13 protein-coding genes are annotated in these 15,449 nt (G+C 38.6%); 3 read left to right on the top strand and 10 right to left on the bottom strand.

Annotation, left to right across the window (positions count from 1 at the left end; translation table 11 throughout):
• Nucleotides 1-63: 63 nt before the first annotated feature.
• Nucleotides 64-576 carry a DUF6512 family protein gene (locus ACYQ2D_RS14575; protein ID WP_459785949.1) on the top strand — a complete coding sequence of 171 codons (513 nt, stop codon included), beginning with the start codon at nt 64-66 and terminating at the stop codon, nt 574-576.
• Here the strand turns inward: ACYQ2D_RS14575 and ACYQ2D_RS14570 are convergent.
• From ACYQ2D_RS14570 to ACYQ2D_RS14545, 6 genes are all read right to left on the bottom strand, one after another.
• A complete protein-coding gene (locus tag ACYQ2D_RS14570; protein WP_459785948.1) occupies nt 573-3,125 on the bottom strand; it encodes an ATP-binding response regulator in 2,553 nt (850 codons plus the stop codon). The genes ACYQ2D_RS14575 and ACYQ2D_RS14570 overlap by 4 nt on opposite strands.
• The gene (locus ACYQ2D_RS14565) at nt 3,088-3,921 is read right to left on the bottom strand and encodes a substrate-binding periplasmic protein (protein ID WP_459785946.1); all 834 of its coding nucleotides are present in this window, start codon (nt 3,919-3,921) and stop codon (nt 3,088-3,090) included. The genes ACYQ2D_RS14570 and ACYQ2D_RS14565 overlap by 38 nt, the downstream gene beginning before the upstream one ends.
• A 44-nt stretch (nt 3,922-3,965) precedes the next feature.
• Nucleotides 3,966-4,841 (bottom strand): alpha/beta hydrolase, encoded by an 876-nt coding sequence (locus ACYQ2D_RS14560; RefSeq protein ID WP_118701123.1) that lies wholly within the window; start codon nt 4,839-4,841, stop codon nt 3,966-3,968.
• A gap of 101 nt (nt 4,842-4,942) precedes the next feature.
• Nucleotides 4,943-5,224 (bottom strand): hypothetical protein, encoded by a 282-nt coding sequence (locus tag ACYQ2D_RS14555; protein WP_459785945.1) that lies wholly within the window; start codon nt 5,222-5,224, stop codon nt 4,943-4,945.
• Nucleotides 5,225-5,296: 72 nt separating this feature from the next.
• Entirely contained in the window at nt 5,297-6,838 is a 1,542-nt protein-coding gene (locus ACYQ2D_RS14550) for an HAL/PAL/TAL family ammonia-lyase (protein WP_459785943.1), read from the bottom strand.
• 51 nt (nt 6,839-6,889) lie between these two features.
• Nucleotides 6,890-8,473 carry a BCCT family transporter gene (locus tag ACYQ2D_RS14545; protein ID WP_459786189.1) on the bottom strand — a complete coding sequence of 528 codons (1,584 nt, stop codon included), beginning with the start codon at nt 8,471-8,473 and terminating at the stop codon, nt 6,890-6,892.
• Nucleotides 8,474-8,846: 373 nt separating this feature from the next.
• Here ACYQ2D_RS14545 and ACYQ2D_RS14540 point away from each other — a divergent pair, with 373 nt between their 5' ends.
• Nucleotides 8,847-10,505: a sigma-54 interaction domain-containing protein gene (locus tag ACYQ2D_RS14540; RefSeq protein ID WP_459785942.1), complete on the top strand. Its 1,659-nt coding sequence runs from the start codon at nt 8,847-8,849 to the stop codon at nt 10,503-10,505.
• A 66-nt stretch (nt 10,506-10,571) separates the two neighbouring features.
• Here ACYQ2D_RS14540 and ACYQ2D_RS14535 read toward each other — a convergent pair whose 3' ends face one another.
• The 3 genes from ACYQ2D_RS14535 to ACYQ2D_RS14525 all read right to left on the bottom strand — a co-directional run bounded on the left by ACYQ2D_RS14535 (nt 10,572) and on the right by ACYQ2D_RS14525 (nt 12,179).
• The gene (locus ACYQ2D_RS14535; RefSeq protein WP_459785941.1) at nt 10,572-11,309 is read right to left on the bottom strand and encodes an ATP-binding protein; all 738 of its coding nucleotides are present in this window, start codon (nt 11,307-11,309) and stop codon (nt 10,572-10,574) included.
• Nucleotides 11,310-11,417: 108 nt separating this feature from the next.
• Entirely contained in the window at nt 11,418-11,789 is a 372-nt protein-coding gene (locus ACYQ2D_RS14530) for an inorganic diphosphatase (protein ID WP_459785939.1), read from the bottom strand.
• Nucleotides 11,790-11,816: 27 nt separating this feature from the next.
• Nucleotides 11,817-12,179 carry a VOC family protein gene (locus tag ACYQ2D_RS14525; RefSeq protein ID WP_459785938.1) on the bottom strand — a complete coding sequence of 121 codons (363 nt, stop codon included), beginning with the start codon at nt 12,177-12,179 and terminating at the stop codon, nt 11,817-11,819.
• Nucleotides 12,180-12,452: 273 nt separating this feature from the next.
• Between ACYQ2D_RS14525 and ACYQ2D_RS14520 the strand changes: the two genes are divergently transcribed.
• Entirely contained in the window at nt 12,453-13,391 is a 939-nt protein-coding gene (locus ACYQ2D_RS14520) for an ion transporter (protein ID WP_459785937.1), read from the top strand.
• 39 nt (nt 13,392-13,430) lie between these two features.
• On the opposite strand, the gene ACYQ2D_RS14515 is transcribed toward ACYQ2D_RS14520, so the two are convergent.
• Entirely contained in the window at nt 13,431-15,380 is a 1,950-nt protein-coding gene (locus ACYQ2D_RS14515; protein WP_459785936.1) for a beta-galactosidase, read from the bottom strand.
• Nucleotides 15,381-15,449: the final 69 nt, after the last annotated feature.

Raw genomic sequence — 15,449 nt, 5'->3', positions numbered from 1 at the left:
TGTATATCTCTTTCTCCATCTGCATATACTATCAGAAACCTTAGATACTGCGAGGATTTTATTATGACTTTAAAAACAAATATTTATCGGTTTCTTTTTATTTCCATTCTCGGCACTCTGCTTCATTTTACTTACGAATGGTCACAAAACAATGCCATTGTCGGGCTTTTTTCTGCCGTAAATGAATCTACCTGGGAACATTTAAAATTATTATTCTTTCCCATGTTTTTTCTGACTATTTTTGAGCTTTTTTTCTTTCGGGATAGGCTTCCCAAAAACTTTTTACAGGTCCGAACCTGTGGAATCTTTCTTGGCATGGGGCTAATTGTAGTTGTCTTTTATACTCTGCTTGGTGTGATTGGAACATCCATTGATTTTCTAAATATCGCACTGTTTTTTGTTGCTGTTTTCTTCGCTTTATGGAGCGAAAATAAGCAGTATAGAAATTCGGAATCAAAGAAAGAAACTTCTTCTACCGCATTTTCTATCCTGCTTATCTTTACCCTGCTATTTTTCGTGTTTACCTTTTTACCACCTGATATTGGACTGTTTTGGGAGATTACAAAAGTTTGCTAACTTCTATTTCTTTCTACTTTCTTTCGATACTTCCCAATCCTCTTCATCATCTCGTCAAAATCTATCGGTTTCGACAAGTGCTCATTCATTCCGCTTTTCTTACTTGCCGCAATATCATCCGAAAAAGCATTTGCCGATACCGCAAAGATCGGAATCTCTCCGGCATCTTTTCGCTCCATTTTCCGGATTGCTTCTGCCGCTTCATATCCATTCATTCTTGGCATCATGATATCCATCAAAATCAAATCGAATTCCCCAATTTCTGATTTTGCAAATAACTCAACTGCCTCTGTTCCGTCTTTTGCCGGAGTGACCAAAACTCCTTGTTCTTCCAGCATATAAGTCTCTATTTCAAGATTTAATTCATTATCTTCGGCCACCAAAATATGCATTCCCGAAATAGAAATCTCTTCTTCCCTCTTCTGAACTTCTTCTTTTTCAGCTTCATAGGTTTGGTCAATTTTTAAGGTAAGCTCCACAGTAAACACCGTACCTTTTCCCTCTTCACTGACAAAATCTACTTTTCCTCCAAGCAGATCCACGGTCTTCTTTACGATAGAAAGCCCAACCCCGCTTCCATTATAAGTGGTTCTCGCAGTCTTATGTTCCTGTGCAAAAATTTCAAATGCATGTTTTTGAAATTCTTTACTCATTCCAATTCCGGTATCCCGACAGATAAATAAAATTCTTGCACATTCTCCATCGGATTCCATCTCCCGACAGGAAACCTGCACAAGCCCTCCCGGGTGATTATATTTTACTGCATTGCTCATCAGGTTCTGAAACACTCTTTGGATGTTTAGAGGGCTTCCAAGCAGATAGCAATGCTCATTTTCAACCGACTCATACCGAAATTCAACTCCTGCATTTTTCGCCTGCACGGATACAATTGTTACCACATTGTCTAAAATTTCCTTCAAATTAAATGACTCATTTTTACTTTCCATTTCCCCGGCTTCCATTTTACTCATATCCAATATGTTATTTACCAATTCTAAAAGGAAATCCGAGGCGGTATAAATCTTTTCAAAACAGTCTTTCACGCGAGAAGGCTCTTTTACACATTCCAGTCCAATCTCTGTCATTCCGCGGATTCCGTTAATCGGTGTCCGAATATCATGACTCATTCGACGAAGGAAATCTGTCTTCGAGGCATCTGCGGTTGCCGCTTTTTCTGCACTGATACGAAGCTGTTCCTGATAATCCATCTCCTTTTTCTTTTGTTCACTGACATTTCTTATAAGAAGCAACACCGATGTCTGTCCATTTTCATCATCACGTTTTTTAGAAACTAATAGCATCTGGTACCATTTTCCGGTAATTGCTTCAATCGTACAACCTAAAAAATTGCGCTCTTTCATTCTTTCTGAAAGTGTTGTTAAGTCTGTAAATTCCAAAAAAGTCTCTCTTGCCGATTCAAGCATCAGTTTCCGCGCAAATTCTGTAAGCATCTTATCGGCTTCTTTAATTCCGGTAATTATTTCTTTTAATTGCGAAGTTTCAACAACCGGCTCCCAGGTATTTTCTTTTGGATACAGAATTAAATTCACATCATAAATACTTGAAATTGCCTGAACCAAATAAAATTCTTTCTCCATCCGATCCATTTTTTCTCTCTTCTGAGACTGGACAAACAATAATACAACCAGAGCAAAAATCAAATACAAACCTGCTGCAATGCCAAGCGTCAGTAACATCCTCGGATAAATTTTCTGAGCACGAAAAAACACATACAGATAATAGTTTCGGTACATATCATGTTTTCCAAACCAAGTTTTTCCCTCACTTTTTAATTCAATCAGATTTTGATCCTCTGGAGTTTGGTCGTTCTTTAAAACACTTGAAATCGGACACTCAGAAATCGAAAGTCCTTCCAGTTTTCCCGCACTGCTGCTGATTACATTTTCTCCATCTGTCACAACAAGCACTTCATTTTTATTCTGCACAAGATTATCTAGCAGATTACTAAGTGAGATTTCGTACTTATCATCTTGAAACTTCGTTGTATCGTAATAACAGATAATGATTCCAGACTCATCAACTCTTGAGGCAATAGCATATTCATAACTCTTTCCATCTACTTCCACACTGTCAGCAAAAACTTTTTCCGGAAACTGTAAGACTTCTTTTACCTGAGAATCCTCTAAAATAAGTTTTAAAAATGTCTCATTTTCTGCTTTATCTAATTTTACATTTTCTGCCACCTGCAAATTTTCATCTAATAAAATCACTCCGGAAAGATACTGGTTTTCGGCCTGCTCTAACAGTTCTGCTTTTTCTTCCTCTTTTGTATAATATTTCAGCACATTGATTTTATTAATCATATCCTGTAAATCTTTAGTTGTAATTCCCATCTCATAATCCAGATATTTTTGACAGGTTGTTTTTGCAAGATTTAAGGTGCTTGATACTTCTCTTTCAATTGCCTTTTTCTGATGCCTGAATGAAAGCCCAAGCGTTAAAACAAATAGAACAATTCCTCCTAAAATTAGCCCAAGCAGAATATACTTTTCACTCGGACTGCTCCTTCGCTGTTTCTGTTTGGTCATTCTCCGCTCCTCCATATACATTTTTTTCTACATCTAACCCATATTTTTCTACAATTTTCTCCATTGTCCCGTCCTTGCGCATTTCCCCAAATGCCTCATTGAGTCTTCGGACGGCACCCGCATCTCCCTCTTTTCGAAATGCCACTCCCACAGCTTCACTTCTTAGACTCATATTTAAGAAACGGTACTCTCCCGGATATTCCTCCGTATACGTCTGTAAAGAACCCTCATGTCCGATGATGGCATCTACATATCCTTTTCTTAACGCTGTAAATACTTCATCAAGTTCTCGAAAACAGGTCAACTGCTCTAATTTAGGAAAATTCGGATTCACTTGTTTTAAGATAATCTTTTCTGAGGTAGAACCTGCCTGTACTCCCACACGTTTCTCTTCTAAATCAGCAAGCGATTGTATCGTGCTATCCGAATGAACTACAACCACACGCTGTGTATAAAGGTAAGGATTTGTCCATAAATATCGGTCTTCTCTTCCCTCTATTGTCAGATAAGACCACAGACAATCCACCTTCTTATTTTCCAGTTCTACAAAACGCTCTTCAATCGGTATCATCTGAAAAACAGGTGTATATCCCGCTCTTTTACACGCCTCCTTTGCCACATCCACATCGATTCCCGAATAATTTCCATTAATATCCTGATAAAAATAAGGAGTATACGAAGTTCCTCCAATTATCAGTCCTGGAAAAACTGCTTCTTTTTTTTGTTTTGTTCCACACGCACAGACACCTAAAATCGCTGCGAGCGCCACTACAAGTAATACCCCTTTTTTCCTCATAGCTGTTCCCCTTTTTACTTACTCCAGAATTTCTTATGTCACTATTAATTTTTTATATTTTCCTCACAGATACGTGTCAGCTTTTCTTTAAAAAATGAAATCATCCTCTCCCATACTTCATCCTGAAAGAACTGTAAATCCGCATGGTCTGCTCCTTCCAGAGCTAAAAATGTCACATCACAACCATTTTTTTCTAAGCTTTCATAAAGACTTTCACTTTGTGAAAACGGCACAGTACGATCATTTGTTCCATGAATAATTAAAAACGGTGGTGCTTCTTTTGTCACTTTTGAAACCGGTGAATTTTCATATCCTTTTTCTGGATTTTTCATGACATTAAAGCCCAGCAACAGGGATTCCGGTGATGCTGCACACTGTTCTGCCTCTTGGTATTGAAACTTCGAGGTATCAGTTGGAGGATACCATGGGCAGGCAGCCTGAACCTTGCTTGACTGCTCCAGATAATCTCCAACATCCAGTGAAACATCTTCATCAAGTGCCGCCATACAAGTTAAGTAACCACCTGCGGATTCTCCAGTCACCCCAATATATTCTGCATCAATTCGATACCGGTCTGCATGCGCTCTCAAATAGCGAATTGCCGCTTTTACATCCTGAATCTGCATTGGATACTCTCCCTCATTGGAGGTTCGATACTCTACACTTGCCACTACAAATCCGCTCTGTGCAAGCTTGCTAAGATAGGATAAATGCGCTGACTTATCCATGCGAAGCCATGCCCCGCCACAAATCCAGACTACACAAGGATATGTTTTTCCACTAAAATCCTCCGGATAAATCAAATCCAGTTTTAAATCTCTGCGGCAGTGCCCATACCAGGAATCCACCTGTGCATACGTGATTCCCGTAATTGTCACATACTGCGGTTTTTCCACCTTAATTTTTAATACTTCTTTCATTCGTTTTCCTCCGATCACCTTTTTCCTTTATTTTATCATACCCTTTGTCAAAAAAAAAGAATCCTGGGAGGACAGGATTCTTTTTTCGGGTATTCTATGCTTTATCGTTTTCTTATTTTTATTTCTGTCTGTTTAGAAAATTCTCTTTTCCGAAACAAACTTCTGAGCAGTACCATCCACCCCCACGAAATAGAAAGTGCCGGAAGTGCGGAGATTATGATTCCTCTGACCGGAGAGATTTCTGAAAACACAGTTGGTCCAAAAAACATGATAAACACAACTGTCATCATGACAATCAATGTAATTTTCTCTTTCATGGTATTCGGGGGTGTCAGGAAAATCTTTTTTAAATCCATCTCAAGTCTTTCTGGTTCTTTTTTCATTTTAAAAATCCTTTCGTCATCGGCATAAAGCCAGCACTTTCTTTTTCTTGGTTTTCATTTACTAAACTAAATTTACTGCAGTTTACCTGCTTTTGTTTCTGCGAGTTCTAATATTCTGCCACTATGAATCACATCTCTCAAGTACTCAATATGCGGATATAAGAGCATATCATTTTCCATAACCGGGATCTGTTTTCTGAGTTCTCCATAGACAGCCTGAGCAACGCCACATGTTTCTACATCTTTATCCAAAAACTGCTGTGCCTGATAATCAGAAAGCAGTTCCATTGCAAGAATGTACTCTAATTTTTTTGCAATCTGTCCGGCTTTTTTGCAGGCAAAAAATCCCATTGCAACATAATCTTCCTGATTTCCACAGGTCGGTGTATTATCGATGGTCGCCGGTGAAGCCAGCACTCTCATTTCATTTAAAAGACCTGCCTGTGTATATTGTGGAATCATAAGTCCTGAATTTAGTCCAGGTTTGCTGATACAAAACCACGGATAACCGGAAAGACTCTCATCAATAATTCTGTTATTTCTTCTTTCAGACATTTTGCCCAAGGTGCACGCTGCAATGCAGGCACTGTCCATCTCGATTCCAACATAGGAAGAATCCGGATTGCAGGCTGAAATCACATCTTCTTCGCCTTCCTCTGGCCAGATAATCGGATTATCGCAACAGGAGTTCATCTCTGTCTCAATGGTACGTTTTGCATCTTCAAGCGTTTTTCTCGAAGCTCCGTGAAGCTGTGGAATGCAACGCAGAGACAGGGCATCCTGCACTTTACTTCCTTTATATTTTTCAATGATTCCTGAGTCTTTTAAGATAGTTCTTACATTTGCGGCAACTCTTCCCTGCTCGCTGTGAGGACGAATTCTCATCACTCTTTCATCAAACGCATTCATAACTCCTTTTAAGGTTTCTACACTTAATGCGCCAATAACATCTGCAGTTTTTGCTGCCTGAAGTAAATCATATAATGCCAGTGCTCCAAGTGCTGTTGGAGAAGTTGTTCCTGATACCAGTGCCAGTCCTTCTTTAGAACTGAGTCTGACCGGTTCTAACCCGGCTCTTTTGAGCGCTTCTGCTCCACTTAAAAGTTCTCCCTGATACCATGCTTCTCCCATTCCCATCAGTACCAATGCACAATGTCCTTCTAAAGAAAGATATCCTACACTTCCGTCTGCCGGAACTCTTGGAGTGACACCACGGTTTAAAAATTCTTTGTATGCTTCTAATACTTCTATACGGACACCAGAGTAACCCTGACCAAGGTTTTGAAGTACCATAAGCAGAATTCCTCTTACTCCCTCTTCACTAAGCGGGTCTCCGACAGAAACCGCATGCGTCAGGATAATGTTTTCCTGAAGCTGTTCGGTATCTGCTTTTCCAATTGCTTCTGTACATAATGCACCAAAACCAGTGGTCACACCATACATTACTTTTTCTTCTTCCACCCATTTTTCTACCAGAGTTCTGCTTTTTGACACTCTCTCGATATACTCCTGTGAAAAAGCAACCTCTGCATGGTATCGGGCGATTGCTACAAATTCTTCTAAATGAAGAAAATCACCTAAGATAACTTTTTCTATTTCCTTGCTTGTTTCCACTTTATGCCTCCTGGTTTTCCTGTTCTTTCTAAACTTTTTCTTATTTTCTTTTTAATCTCTATATTTGCTTCCTTCTTCAATATCTTTTTTCGTTTCTTTATCAAAGAAGAATAATTTAATTGCAGATGCGACCTGGAAAATGAAGATGATTAATACGACAAATCCACCGCAGGCAGCCAGATATTTTACACCATCAACACCCTGTGCGCCACCGCCAAAAGCAACCATAACACATGCGATCACACCGATAGAAACACCCCATACGATTTTCTGCCAGATTGCCGGCTCTTCATCATGACGTGCACCTTTTGTACATAAAGCTGCGATTGTTGTCGACATGGTATCGGCAGTTGTTGAGAATGCCGCAATCAATGCAATGATAATAACCGGAATAATAATACTTCCAAGTGGAACATGTTTTAAAAATTCCCAGATACCTGCAACTGCGCCTTGCTCCTGAATGGTTGCAATAATATCTGCTTTTCCGCTAATCTGCCATTTTAAAGCAGTTCCACCCCATACGGAAAACCATACAAAACCAAATGTGGATGGTAAAATCCAGTTAATCACTAAAAACTGACGAATGGTTCTTCCATAGGCAATAATTGCAAAGAAAATACCCATCAACGGTGCATAGGCAATCCAGATTGCCCAGTCGTACATGGTCCACCATGTTACCAGCGCTTCTCCTCCCACTGTATATGGGTCAAATCCCCACATCCAGAAACGATCCAACCAGTATCCAAGTCCTACGTTTGCCATATTTAAAATATACAGTGTCGGACCTAATATAAATAATACAATTAAAAGTACATAGAAAATCTTAGAAGTAAGACCTGCCAACCATTTAATTCCTTTATCAATTCCGGTTACTGATGCAACCGTAAATGTAATTGTGATAATAGCAGTCAGTGCAATCCATACAATCGGTCCCTGGGCAATTCCATAAGCAGAAGAAAGACCTGTTCCAATTAAGGCAAGACCTGCACCAAGAGAAGATGCAAGACCAAGTGCAATTGCAAGAACAGATAATACATCAATTAAAGCTTTCCAAAAACCATTCATTACTTTATCTCCAAACAGAGGAGTTAATGATGCCGCAACCGATAATTCTGTTTTTCTGTTGAAATACATATAAGCAATAATTACACCTGATAAAGCATACATCGCATAAGGAATGAATGTCCAGTTATAAAAACATCTTCCCATTGAAAAATAAGCAGCTTCATCGCTAAGTGCTGCAATTCCGTAACCGTCCAGTTCTCCATAAATATTTCCATAATAAATCAGAACTTCATTTACACCATAAGTAATCAATCCGGTTGCAATTCCGCCTGTTAAGGTCATTGCAAACCAGGAACCAAAGGAATACTTTGATTTTGCGTCCTTTCCGCCAAAACGGATATTTCCAATCTTAGTAAATGTCAGCAGTGCTACAAGAATTAATGTCAGCATTGCAATAATCTGGTACAGCCATCCAAAAGAACCAAGTGACCATGAGAAAATCTCATTCGTTACCGCTGTCAGCCACTCATTGTTTACAATTCCCAAGATAGCTGCCCCGCCAATCACCAGAAAACATGGGATAAAGACATTCCATCTTATAGGTTTTTTGTTTTTTGTATTTTCTTCCATGCTTTTTTTGGTCAATATAAAATTCATAAAACCCTGTCTGGTCAAAACAAAGATTTCAAAAATTTTTATCGACTCTCTCCCTTCTTTCTTTATTTGTTACTCTAATATATAAGCAAATTTCGTGCCAACTTTTCAGATTTTTCCAATTTTTTCTTTGTTTTTTTTATTTTTCCCTAAAATTCGACTCAGAATTTCAGTTTCATACCAAATTTCGTCGTAATGTTTCCTTTTTTTCTTTATCATTTCATATTTTCACTTTCACAAGTGCATAATTATTTTGCGCTCTGCCAATTCATTATGCACTTTCTTCTTGTTTTTTTTCCTGTTTCCTGCTATATTTTTTATAAATTCATTCAGAGCGGAGGCTTATATTATGAAACTATTTTTTGATATTCTTTTTCTTACAGACTACGAACTTCAAATTATTCAGGCAGATTTTGGAACTGACACTACGAAAGAAACCTACAACTTGCTCTTTAAAAACTGGGTTCATGAAAAACGGCATATTACTTCAGTTTTTCCGATTTCTGCCTCAGAAACAGAAGGAAGTTTTATCTGGGATGAAGAGCAGTTTTATTTTAAACGTTTAAATGCACCCGATAAAACCTTCTATTACCTCCTGCTTCGTCAAGATTACACAGAAGATTTATTTAGAAATGCCTTAGATTTGGTAAATGATGGTGTACAGATTTATGACCAGAGCGGACATGCGCTCTTTTTCAACCGTGCCAGCCGTAAAATCTCTCAGATTCCATCAACTCTCGATGTAAATGGCCGCCATCTGCTTGACTTATTTGCGATCGATGAAGATATCAGCACCACTCTTACTGCTCTCAGGAATCGTGCTCCGGTTGTAAATCGTGTGGACAATTTTCGTACGACAGATGGGGTTCTGGTTTCCTCTGCCAATACTTCCCATCCAATCAAACATGGAAATCAGATTATCGGAGCAGTGACCTTTGAACAAACTTCCGAAATTGTAAAAGCCTACAAAGAAAAAATGCAGAAAATCGAAAAAGCGCTTCAGTCCTTTCAGCCTGCTTCCTCTCCTACCCGTTTTTCCGGATATACCTTTGAGCATGTAGTGGGACATGGCGAAGCTCTTCAAAGAGCAATCATTATTGCTCGAAAAATTGCGCCTCAGGAAAGTTCTGTTCTGTTGGTCGGAGAAACCGGAACCGGAAAAGAAGTATTTGCCCAGAGTATTCACAGATGCAGCTCCCGAAAGGACAAAAAATTTGTTGCCTTAAACTGCGCTGCAATCCCGGAATCTCTGATTGAAAGTCTTTTATTTGGAACTCAAAAAGGAAGTTTTACCGGAAGTGAAAACCGCACCGGCTATTTTGAAGAAGCAGAAGGCGGAACTTTGTTTTTAGACGAAATGAATTCCATGAGCCTTGCCATGCAGTCAAAAATTCTGCGTTCTCTTCAGGAGCGCTCTTTCCGTCGTGTTGGCGGACAAAAAGATATCAAAATGAATGTACGGATTATTTCTTCCTGCAATAAAGACCCATTTCAGTGTATCAAAGACAATGAACTGCGAAGAGACCTTTTCTACCGTCTTTCTACTGTTATGATTGAACTTCCTCCTCTTAGAAAACATAAAGAAGATTTAGAAGAATTAACGAACTACCATCTCTCTTCTACCGCTTTTCAATATGTACATGGTTTAAGCGAAGTCAGTTCTGAAGTCATGGATATTTTCCATGCTTATGACTGGCCCGGAAATGTACGTGAATTATTCCATGTGCTTGACTATGCACAGAACGTCGTAGACGGACCGCTGATTTTACCAGAGCACCTTCCTTCTTACCTGCTAAAACAATCGCCCAGAGAAAAACCTGACTCAACTCGAGCTTCCATTGACTTTCAAGATACTTCTTTACAAAACTTGATGGACGATTATGAACACAAGCTGATTCTAAAGGCATTAGAACACTTTGGATACAACATCACAAAAACTGCAGATGCACTCGGATTAAGACGCCAAAGTCTGCAGTACCGGATTCATAAATATGGAATTGTAATTTAACCAACTCAATCAAGTCCACACCTCAAAATCGGCAGGAACGAATTTTTCGCTCCTGCCGATTTTAGTTTAATCTTCTTTGATTTTTCCATCAATTGTAATCGTTACAACCTGCCACGGAATAAATTTCCCACTGTCTTTTAAAGCGGTTACTGCTGCTCGTTCTAACCCTCCACAGCAAGGAACTTCCATACGAAGCACCGTCACACTTTTAATGTTATTTTCAGCAATAATCCGGGTCAGTTTCTCACTATACTCTACGGAATCCAGTTTTGGACAGCCAATCAATGTAATTTTTCCTTTCATAAATTCCTGATGAAAATTCGCATAAGCATAAGCCGTACAATCTGCCGCAATTAAAAGTTTTGCTCCATCAAAATAAGGCGCATTGACCGGCACTAACTTAATCTGGCATGGCCACTGACCAAGCTGGGACTGCTGGACTCTTCTGGCAGTTTCTTCTTTTTTTATACTTTCTTCTCTGTTGAATTGATGCAGGGCATGTCCTGGACATCCGGAAAATACTGTTTTTCCTGATTTTTCTTCTTTGTCTTTCCTTTCCTGCGCTTTTCTTTTCATATTCTCTTTTACTGCTGTTTCATCATAAGCGGCTGCTTCTCTTTCTACAAATGTAATTGCTCCGGTTGGACAATTTGGCAGACAGTCTCCAAACCCATCGCAGTAATCATCTCTGGTCAGCTTCGCCTTTCCGTCAATCATCTCAATTGCTCCCTCATGACAAGCTGATGCACATGCCCCACATCCATTACATTTTTCTTCATTTATCTCAATAATTTTACGAACCATAAAAAAAATACCTCCGTTTGTTTTAGCTCTGTCTTGTTTACAAACACATAGTAAAACAAATGGAGGCAAAATTATGTTGTTGGTACAACAAATTTAAAAATCTTATTTTTAATTCTGAAGCATTTGGATTTCCATTTCAAAAAAACGTTCCTGAAATTCCACCAGTGCTGCAATCTGCTCTTTGCTGTATTTTTCTTTTTCCTTACAGACAACCAGCTTGTCTTCCACGTCATTTTTTCGTTTAATCACTGCCACGACATATCCCTCATAAGCTTCCACAGCTTCAAATTCTCCGACAACATAAGCATCGATTTCCTCTCCATCTCCAGATACGGTATCTGGAATGAAACCATAGTTTAAGCAATATACAAATCCGTGCTCTGGATGTCTTGAAGCAAGGGGACGGTCGATTTTCACCTTTATAAACTTTCCAAGGTAAGATTCCAGTGAAAGTGTTGTGTTTATATCTCTGTTCTTCATTTACATTTCTTCTTTCTATTCTTCAGCTCACATCGGAGTTCCCACTTCGATTAGATTTCCATCCAAATCATAAAATCGAACAATCTTTTTCCCAAAATCATTCTCCATCAGCTTGTTGACATATTCTACTTCTGGATACAACTGCTCTAGTTTTTTTACAAATTTTTCTATATCACGTTCTTCAAAATATAGCTCACTGGCATGATTTTTTTGTTTCACTTCTTTTTTCAAAAAATCCTGCCAGATTTTTTTCTGCTGTAATACAAGTCCTTCTGTTAAGATTACGGTCTCGTTGTTATCCAGAACAACTTCCAGACCAAAAAGGTCGTGATAAAAGTGTTTGGATTTATCAATATCTGTTACAATAATTAATACGTTTTTTAATCTCATGGACTCTCCTTTCCGCAGCCATAGCCAACATAAAGAACTACTTCGTTTTCATCTTTCAACAAAGTTTCTGCACCTGAAACAGCAGCACAATTAATATTAATGCTTCTTTCACGTTAATCTTATTATAACAGATATTGTCATTTCCGTGTTAAAAACAGGCTTTGGCAAACATTCTTTTGAGATTTTTATATGAATATGATAGACTACTAACTGTAATATATATTGGATTTCTTACTAAGAAATACTTACAAAAGAAAGGCTTTTTTATTATTTATGAAAGAAAAGATATTTAACATCATTCAAATTGGAGATAAAAGCAATAAAATCAGTCGTGCATTTGATATTTTTATTACGATTATCATTGTCGGTAATATTATTATCACTTTTTTGGAAACGTTTGACCAGTTAGCCTCTTTTTCCGGTCTATTTAAAACAGTAGAGGCTGTCACGGTTTTTGTTTTCTGTGTTGAATACATCTTGCGCATCTGGACTGCAAACTATCTTTACCCGGAAGTAACTGCCGGACATGCACGTTTTAAATTCTTGATTTCTTTTGATGGAATTATTGATTTACTGACCATCATTCCGGCTTTTTTCTTATCCGGTTTTGTCATTTTCCGTATGCTCCGCGTTGCCAGAATTTTTCATCTGTTTCGTCTCAATGCAAAATATGATTCATTTAATGTCATCACAACGGTTCTTTATGAAAAACGAAACCAGATTATTTCTTCGGTTTTTATTGTCTTGATTTTGATGCTCGCAAGCAGTCTGTGTATGTACAGTGTGGAACATGAAGCACAACCTGCCGTCTTTCGCAATGCCTTTAGCGGAATCTGGTGGAGCATGTCAACTCTGCTCACCGTCGGATACGGTGATATTTATCCGATTACAGCCCTTGGACGTATCATGGCAATCTGTATCGCCTATCTTGGTGTCGGAGCAGTCGCTATTCCAACCGGTATCATCAGCGCCGGTTTCGTAGAGCAGTACCAGAGAAAAAGCAGTATTTCTGATTTAAAAGATGCGGACATTCAGGAAATTGCAGAAGTGTTTGTTGATAAACGCTATGCCGGAAAAACTGTAGAAGAAATGGAAGAAGCACAGCAAATCACCATCTTTCTTGTTTTACGTGATGATTTTTCTGTGCTTCCTCAAAAAAATACGGTTTTGAAATTAAATGATATTATTATTATTCGGGTGGAAGGGGAGTAGTCAGGGATGAGACTTTCGTCCCTGATTATTTATCCTTGTTTATAAACTCACAATCTTACACTCAAACGGTGCAAGCGTGATTTCTCCCTGTTTCACTTCATGCGCATTATGGTTGATATACATAACCACTTTCTGTGTCTCATTTCCTCTGGTTACGATTTCCACACCTTCTTCAGAAGGTGTCATCTTAATTTCACATTCTTTCATAATGTGTTCCATCAAAAGATTGGTAATCTTTTCTTCCAGACCACATCCTACATAATAAGTCGTTCCTTTTTCGGTTTTCTTTCTGGTAATTGCTGCAAATTCTTCATAGAACTGGTCGCCATAATGGAATAACACTTCTGCATCTTTGACTTGAATCATATCTCTGAAAATTCCGCCTTTTCCGGAAATCCCTTCAAATTCACCAGTTCCGATTACCGGAAATGCCTCATAATCCTGAAGACTTTCGGTTTCTTCTACACTAAGACCGGTTAAGTCTCCATAATGAACCGGCATCGTTTCACCAAATGGAATATTATTGTCCACATCTTTTACTGCATGACGGTAAGTAACTACCACTGTTCCGCCATTTTTTACAAATTCATGGATACGTTTTTCCATCTCCGGTTTTGTAATAATCATCTGTGGCAGAATCACTACTTTATAGTCAGAAAAATCTCTATCTTCCGGAATCACATCCACACCGACATTCTGATCATGGAATGATTTATAGAATTTCTGCATTTCTACCGAACTGTCTAACAAAATGCTCTGTCGCTGGATTCTGAAAGATGCCAGTGAGTCATAGTCATATACAATCGCAACCTCATTTTTAATCGGGGCTTCCATTGCTTCTTTATAATTGGAAATATCCCGGAAGAAACTCTGTACTTCATAGAATTTTCTACGCTTTACATTATCTGCATCAATGACTCCATAACAGAACTGTTCTGCACCTTTTGTTGCACCTCGATATCTAAAATACATTAAGGAATCTGCACCATGCGCCATACTCTGATAGGACCACATTTTTGCCTGATTCGGTCTCGGAAGAAAACCTGTGACATCATGACCCTGAGCTCCCATAATGGCTTCTGTAATCCAGAAATTTTCCCCTTTTAAGCCTCTGATATAATCCAGTCCAAATGCAATTTCATGAGGTTGAATTGGCTCTTTCTGACCTCCCCACACCGGATAATTATTATAGGCTACCTGGTTCAGACTTTTTGCTACTTTTGAATAATCCACATGTTTTCCTAATCCTCCACCTGGAAAATCATGCATGACAACTGCATCCGGTATGATTTCTCTTACAAGATTTGCCTGAAACTCCATGAAATCCACAATCGACTGACTGCGGAATCTCTCCCAGTCCTGTCTCAAAGCCGGATTATGCGTTGTAATCGTCTCCATAGGGATTGGGATTTCTGAGAAATCATTGTATTCCTGTGACCAGAAAGTAGTTCCATAAGCTTCATTTAACCGGTCAATATTTCCTGCAAATTTTTCAGAAAGATAGCTCTGGAATTTTTTCTGACAGTTTTTACAATAACATATATCACTGCCTTCATGACCAATCTCATTATCTATCTGCCACGCTACAATACTCGTTTCCTCTTTATAATGTTCTACTAATTTCCGAATGATTTTCTCAGAATATTCATACATCCGTGGACTATTGAAACAATACACATGTCTTCCACCAAAAGTTCTCTTTTTTCCACCCTCAAATTCAGAAACAATATCCGGATATTTTGCCGCAAGCCATGCCGGAATTGTAGCCGTCGGTGTTCCCATAATAATTTTTAAGTTTCGTTCTTTTGCTTTTTCTATTACATGGTCAAAAAAGGAAAAATCATACTGCCCTTCTCTTTTCTCCATCAAATGCCAGGAAAATTCAGCAATTCGAATCACATTACAGCCCAGCTCTACAATTGTATCCAAATCCTGTTCCAGCATATCAGCATGCCATTGTTCCGGATAATAATCTACTCCTAGCCACATAATTTTTCCTCCCTAATCTTCATATAATCTCGGATTCTTTCCTGCACTTGCTTTTTCAAGTACGAGAGT

This window comes from Blautia stercoris (assembly GCF_054657695.1).
This window is presented reverse-complemented; position numbering and strand designations above follow the sequence as displayed.

Coding starts and splice junctions, on each gene's coding strand:
- ACYQ2D_RS14545 (WP_459786189.1), bottom strand. CDS start 8,473: ATGGAAGAAAATACAAAAAACAAAAAACCTATAAGATGGAATGTCTTT.
- ACYQ2D_RS14515 (WP_459785936.1), bottom strand. CDS start 15,380: ATGTGGCTAGGAGTAGATTATTATCCGGAACAATGGCATGCTGATATG.
- ACYQ2D_RS14565 (WP_459785946.1), bottom strand. CDS start 3,921: ATGAGGAAAAAAGGGGTATTACTTGTAGTGGCGCTCGCAGCGATTTTA.
- ACYQ2D_RS14530 (WP_459785939.1), bottom strand. CDS start 11,789: ATGAAGAACAGAGATATAAACACAACACTTTCACTGGAATCTTACCTT.
- ACYQ2D_RS14520 (WP_459785937.1), top strand. CDS start 12,453: ATGAAAGAAAAGATATTTAACATCATTCAAATTGGAGATAAAAGCAAT.
- ACYQ2D_RS14575 (WP_459785949.1), top strand. CDS start 64: ATGACTTTAAAAACAAATATTTATCGGTTTCTTTTTATTTCCATTCTC.
- ACYQ2D_RS14525 (WP_459785938.1), bottom strand. CDS start 12,179: ATGAGATTAAAAAACGTATTAATTATTGTAACAGATATTGATAAATCC.
- ACYQ2D_RS14570 (WP_459785948.1), bottom strand. CDS start 3,125: ATGACCAAACAGAAACAGCGAAGGAGCAGTCCGAGTGAAAAGTATATT.
- ACYQ2D_RS14555 (WP_459785945.1), bottom strand. CDS start 5,224: ATGAAAAAAGAACCAGAAAGACTTGAGATGGATTTAAAAAAGATTTTC.
- ACYQ2D_RS14560 (WP_118701123.1), bottom strand. CDS start 4,841: ATGAAAGAAGTATTAAAAATTAAGGTGGAAAAACCGCAGTATGTGACA.
- ACYQ2D_RS14540 (WP_459785942.1), top strand. CDS start 8,847: ATGAAACTATTTTTTGATATTCTTTTTCTTACAGACTACGAACTTCAA.
- ACYQ2D_RS14535 (WP_459785941.1), bottom strand. CDS start 11,309: ATGGTTCGTAAAATTATTGAGATAAATGAAGAAAAATGTAATGGATGT.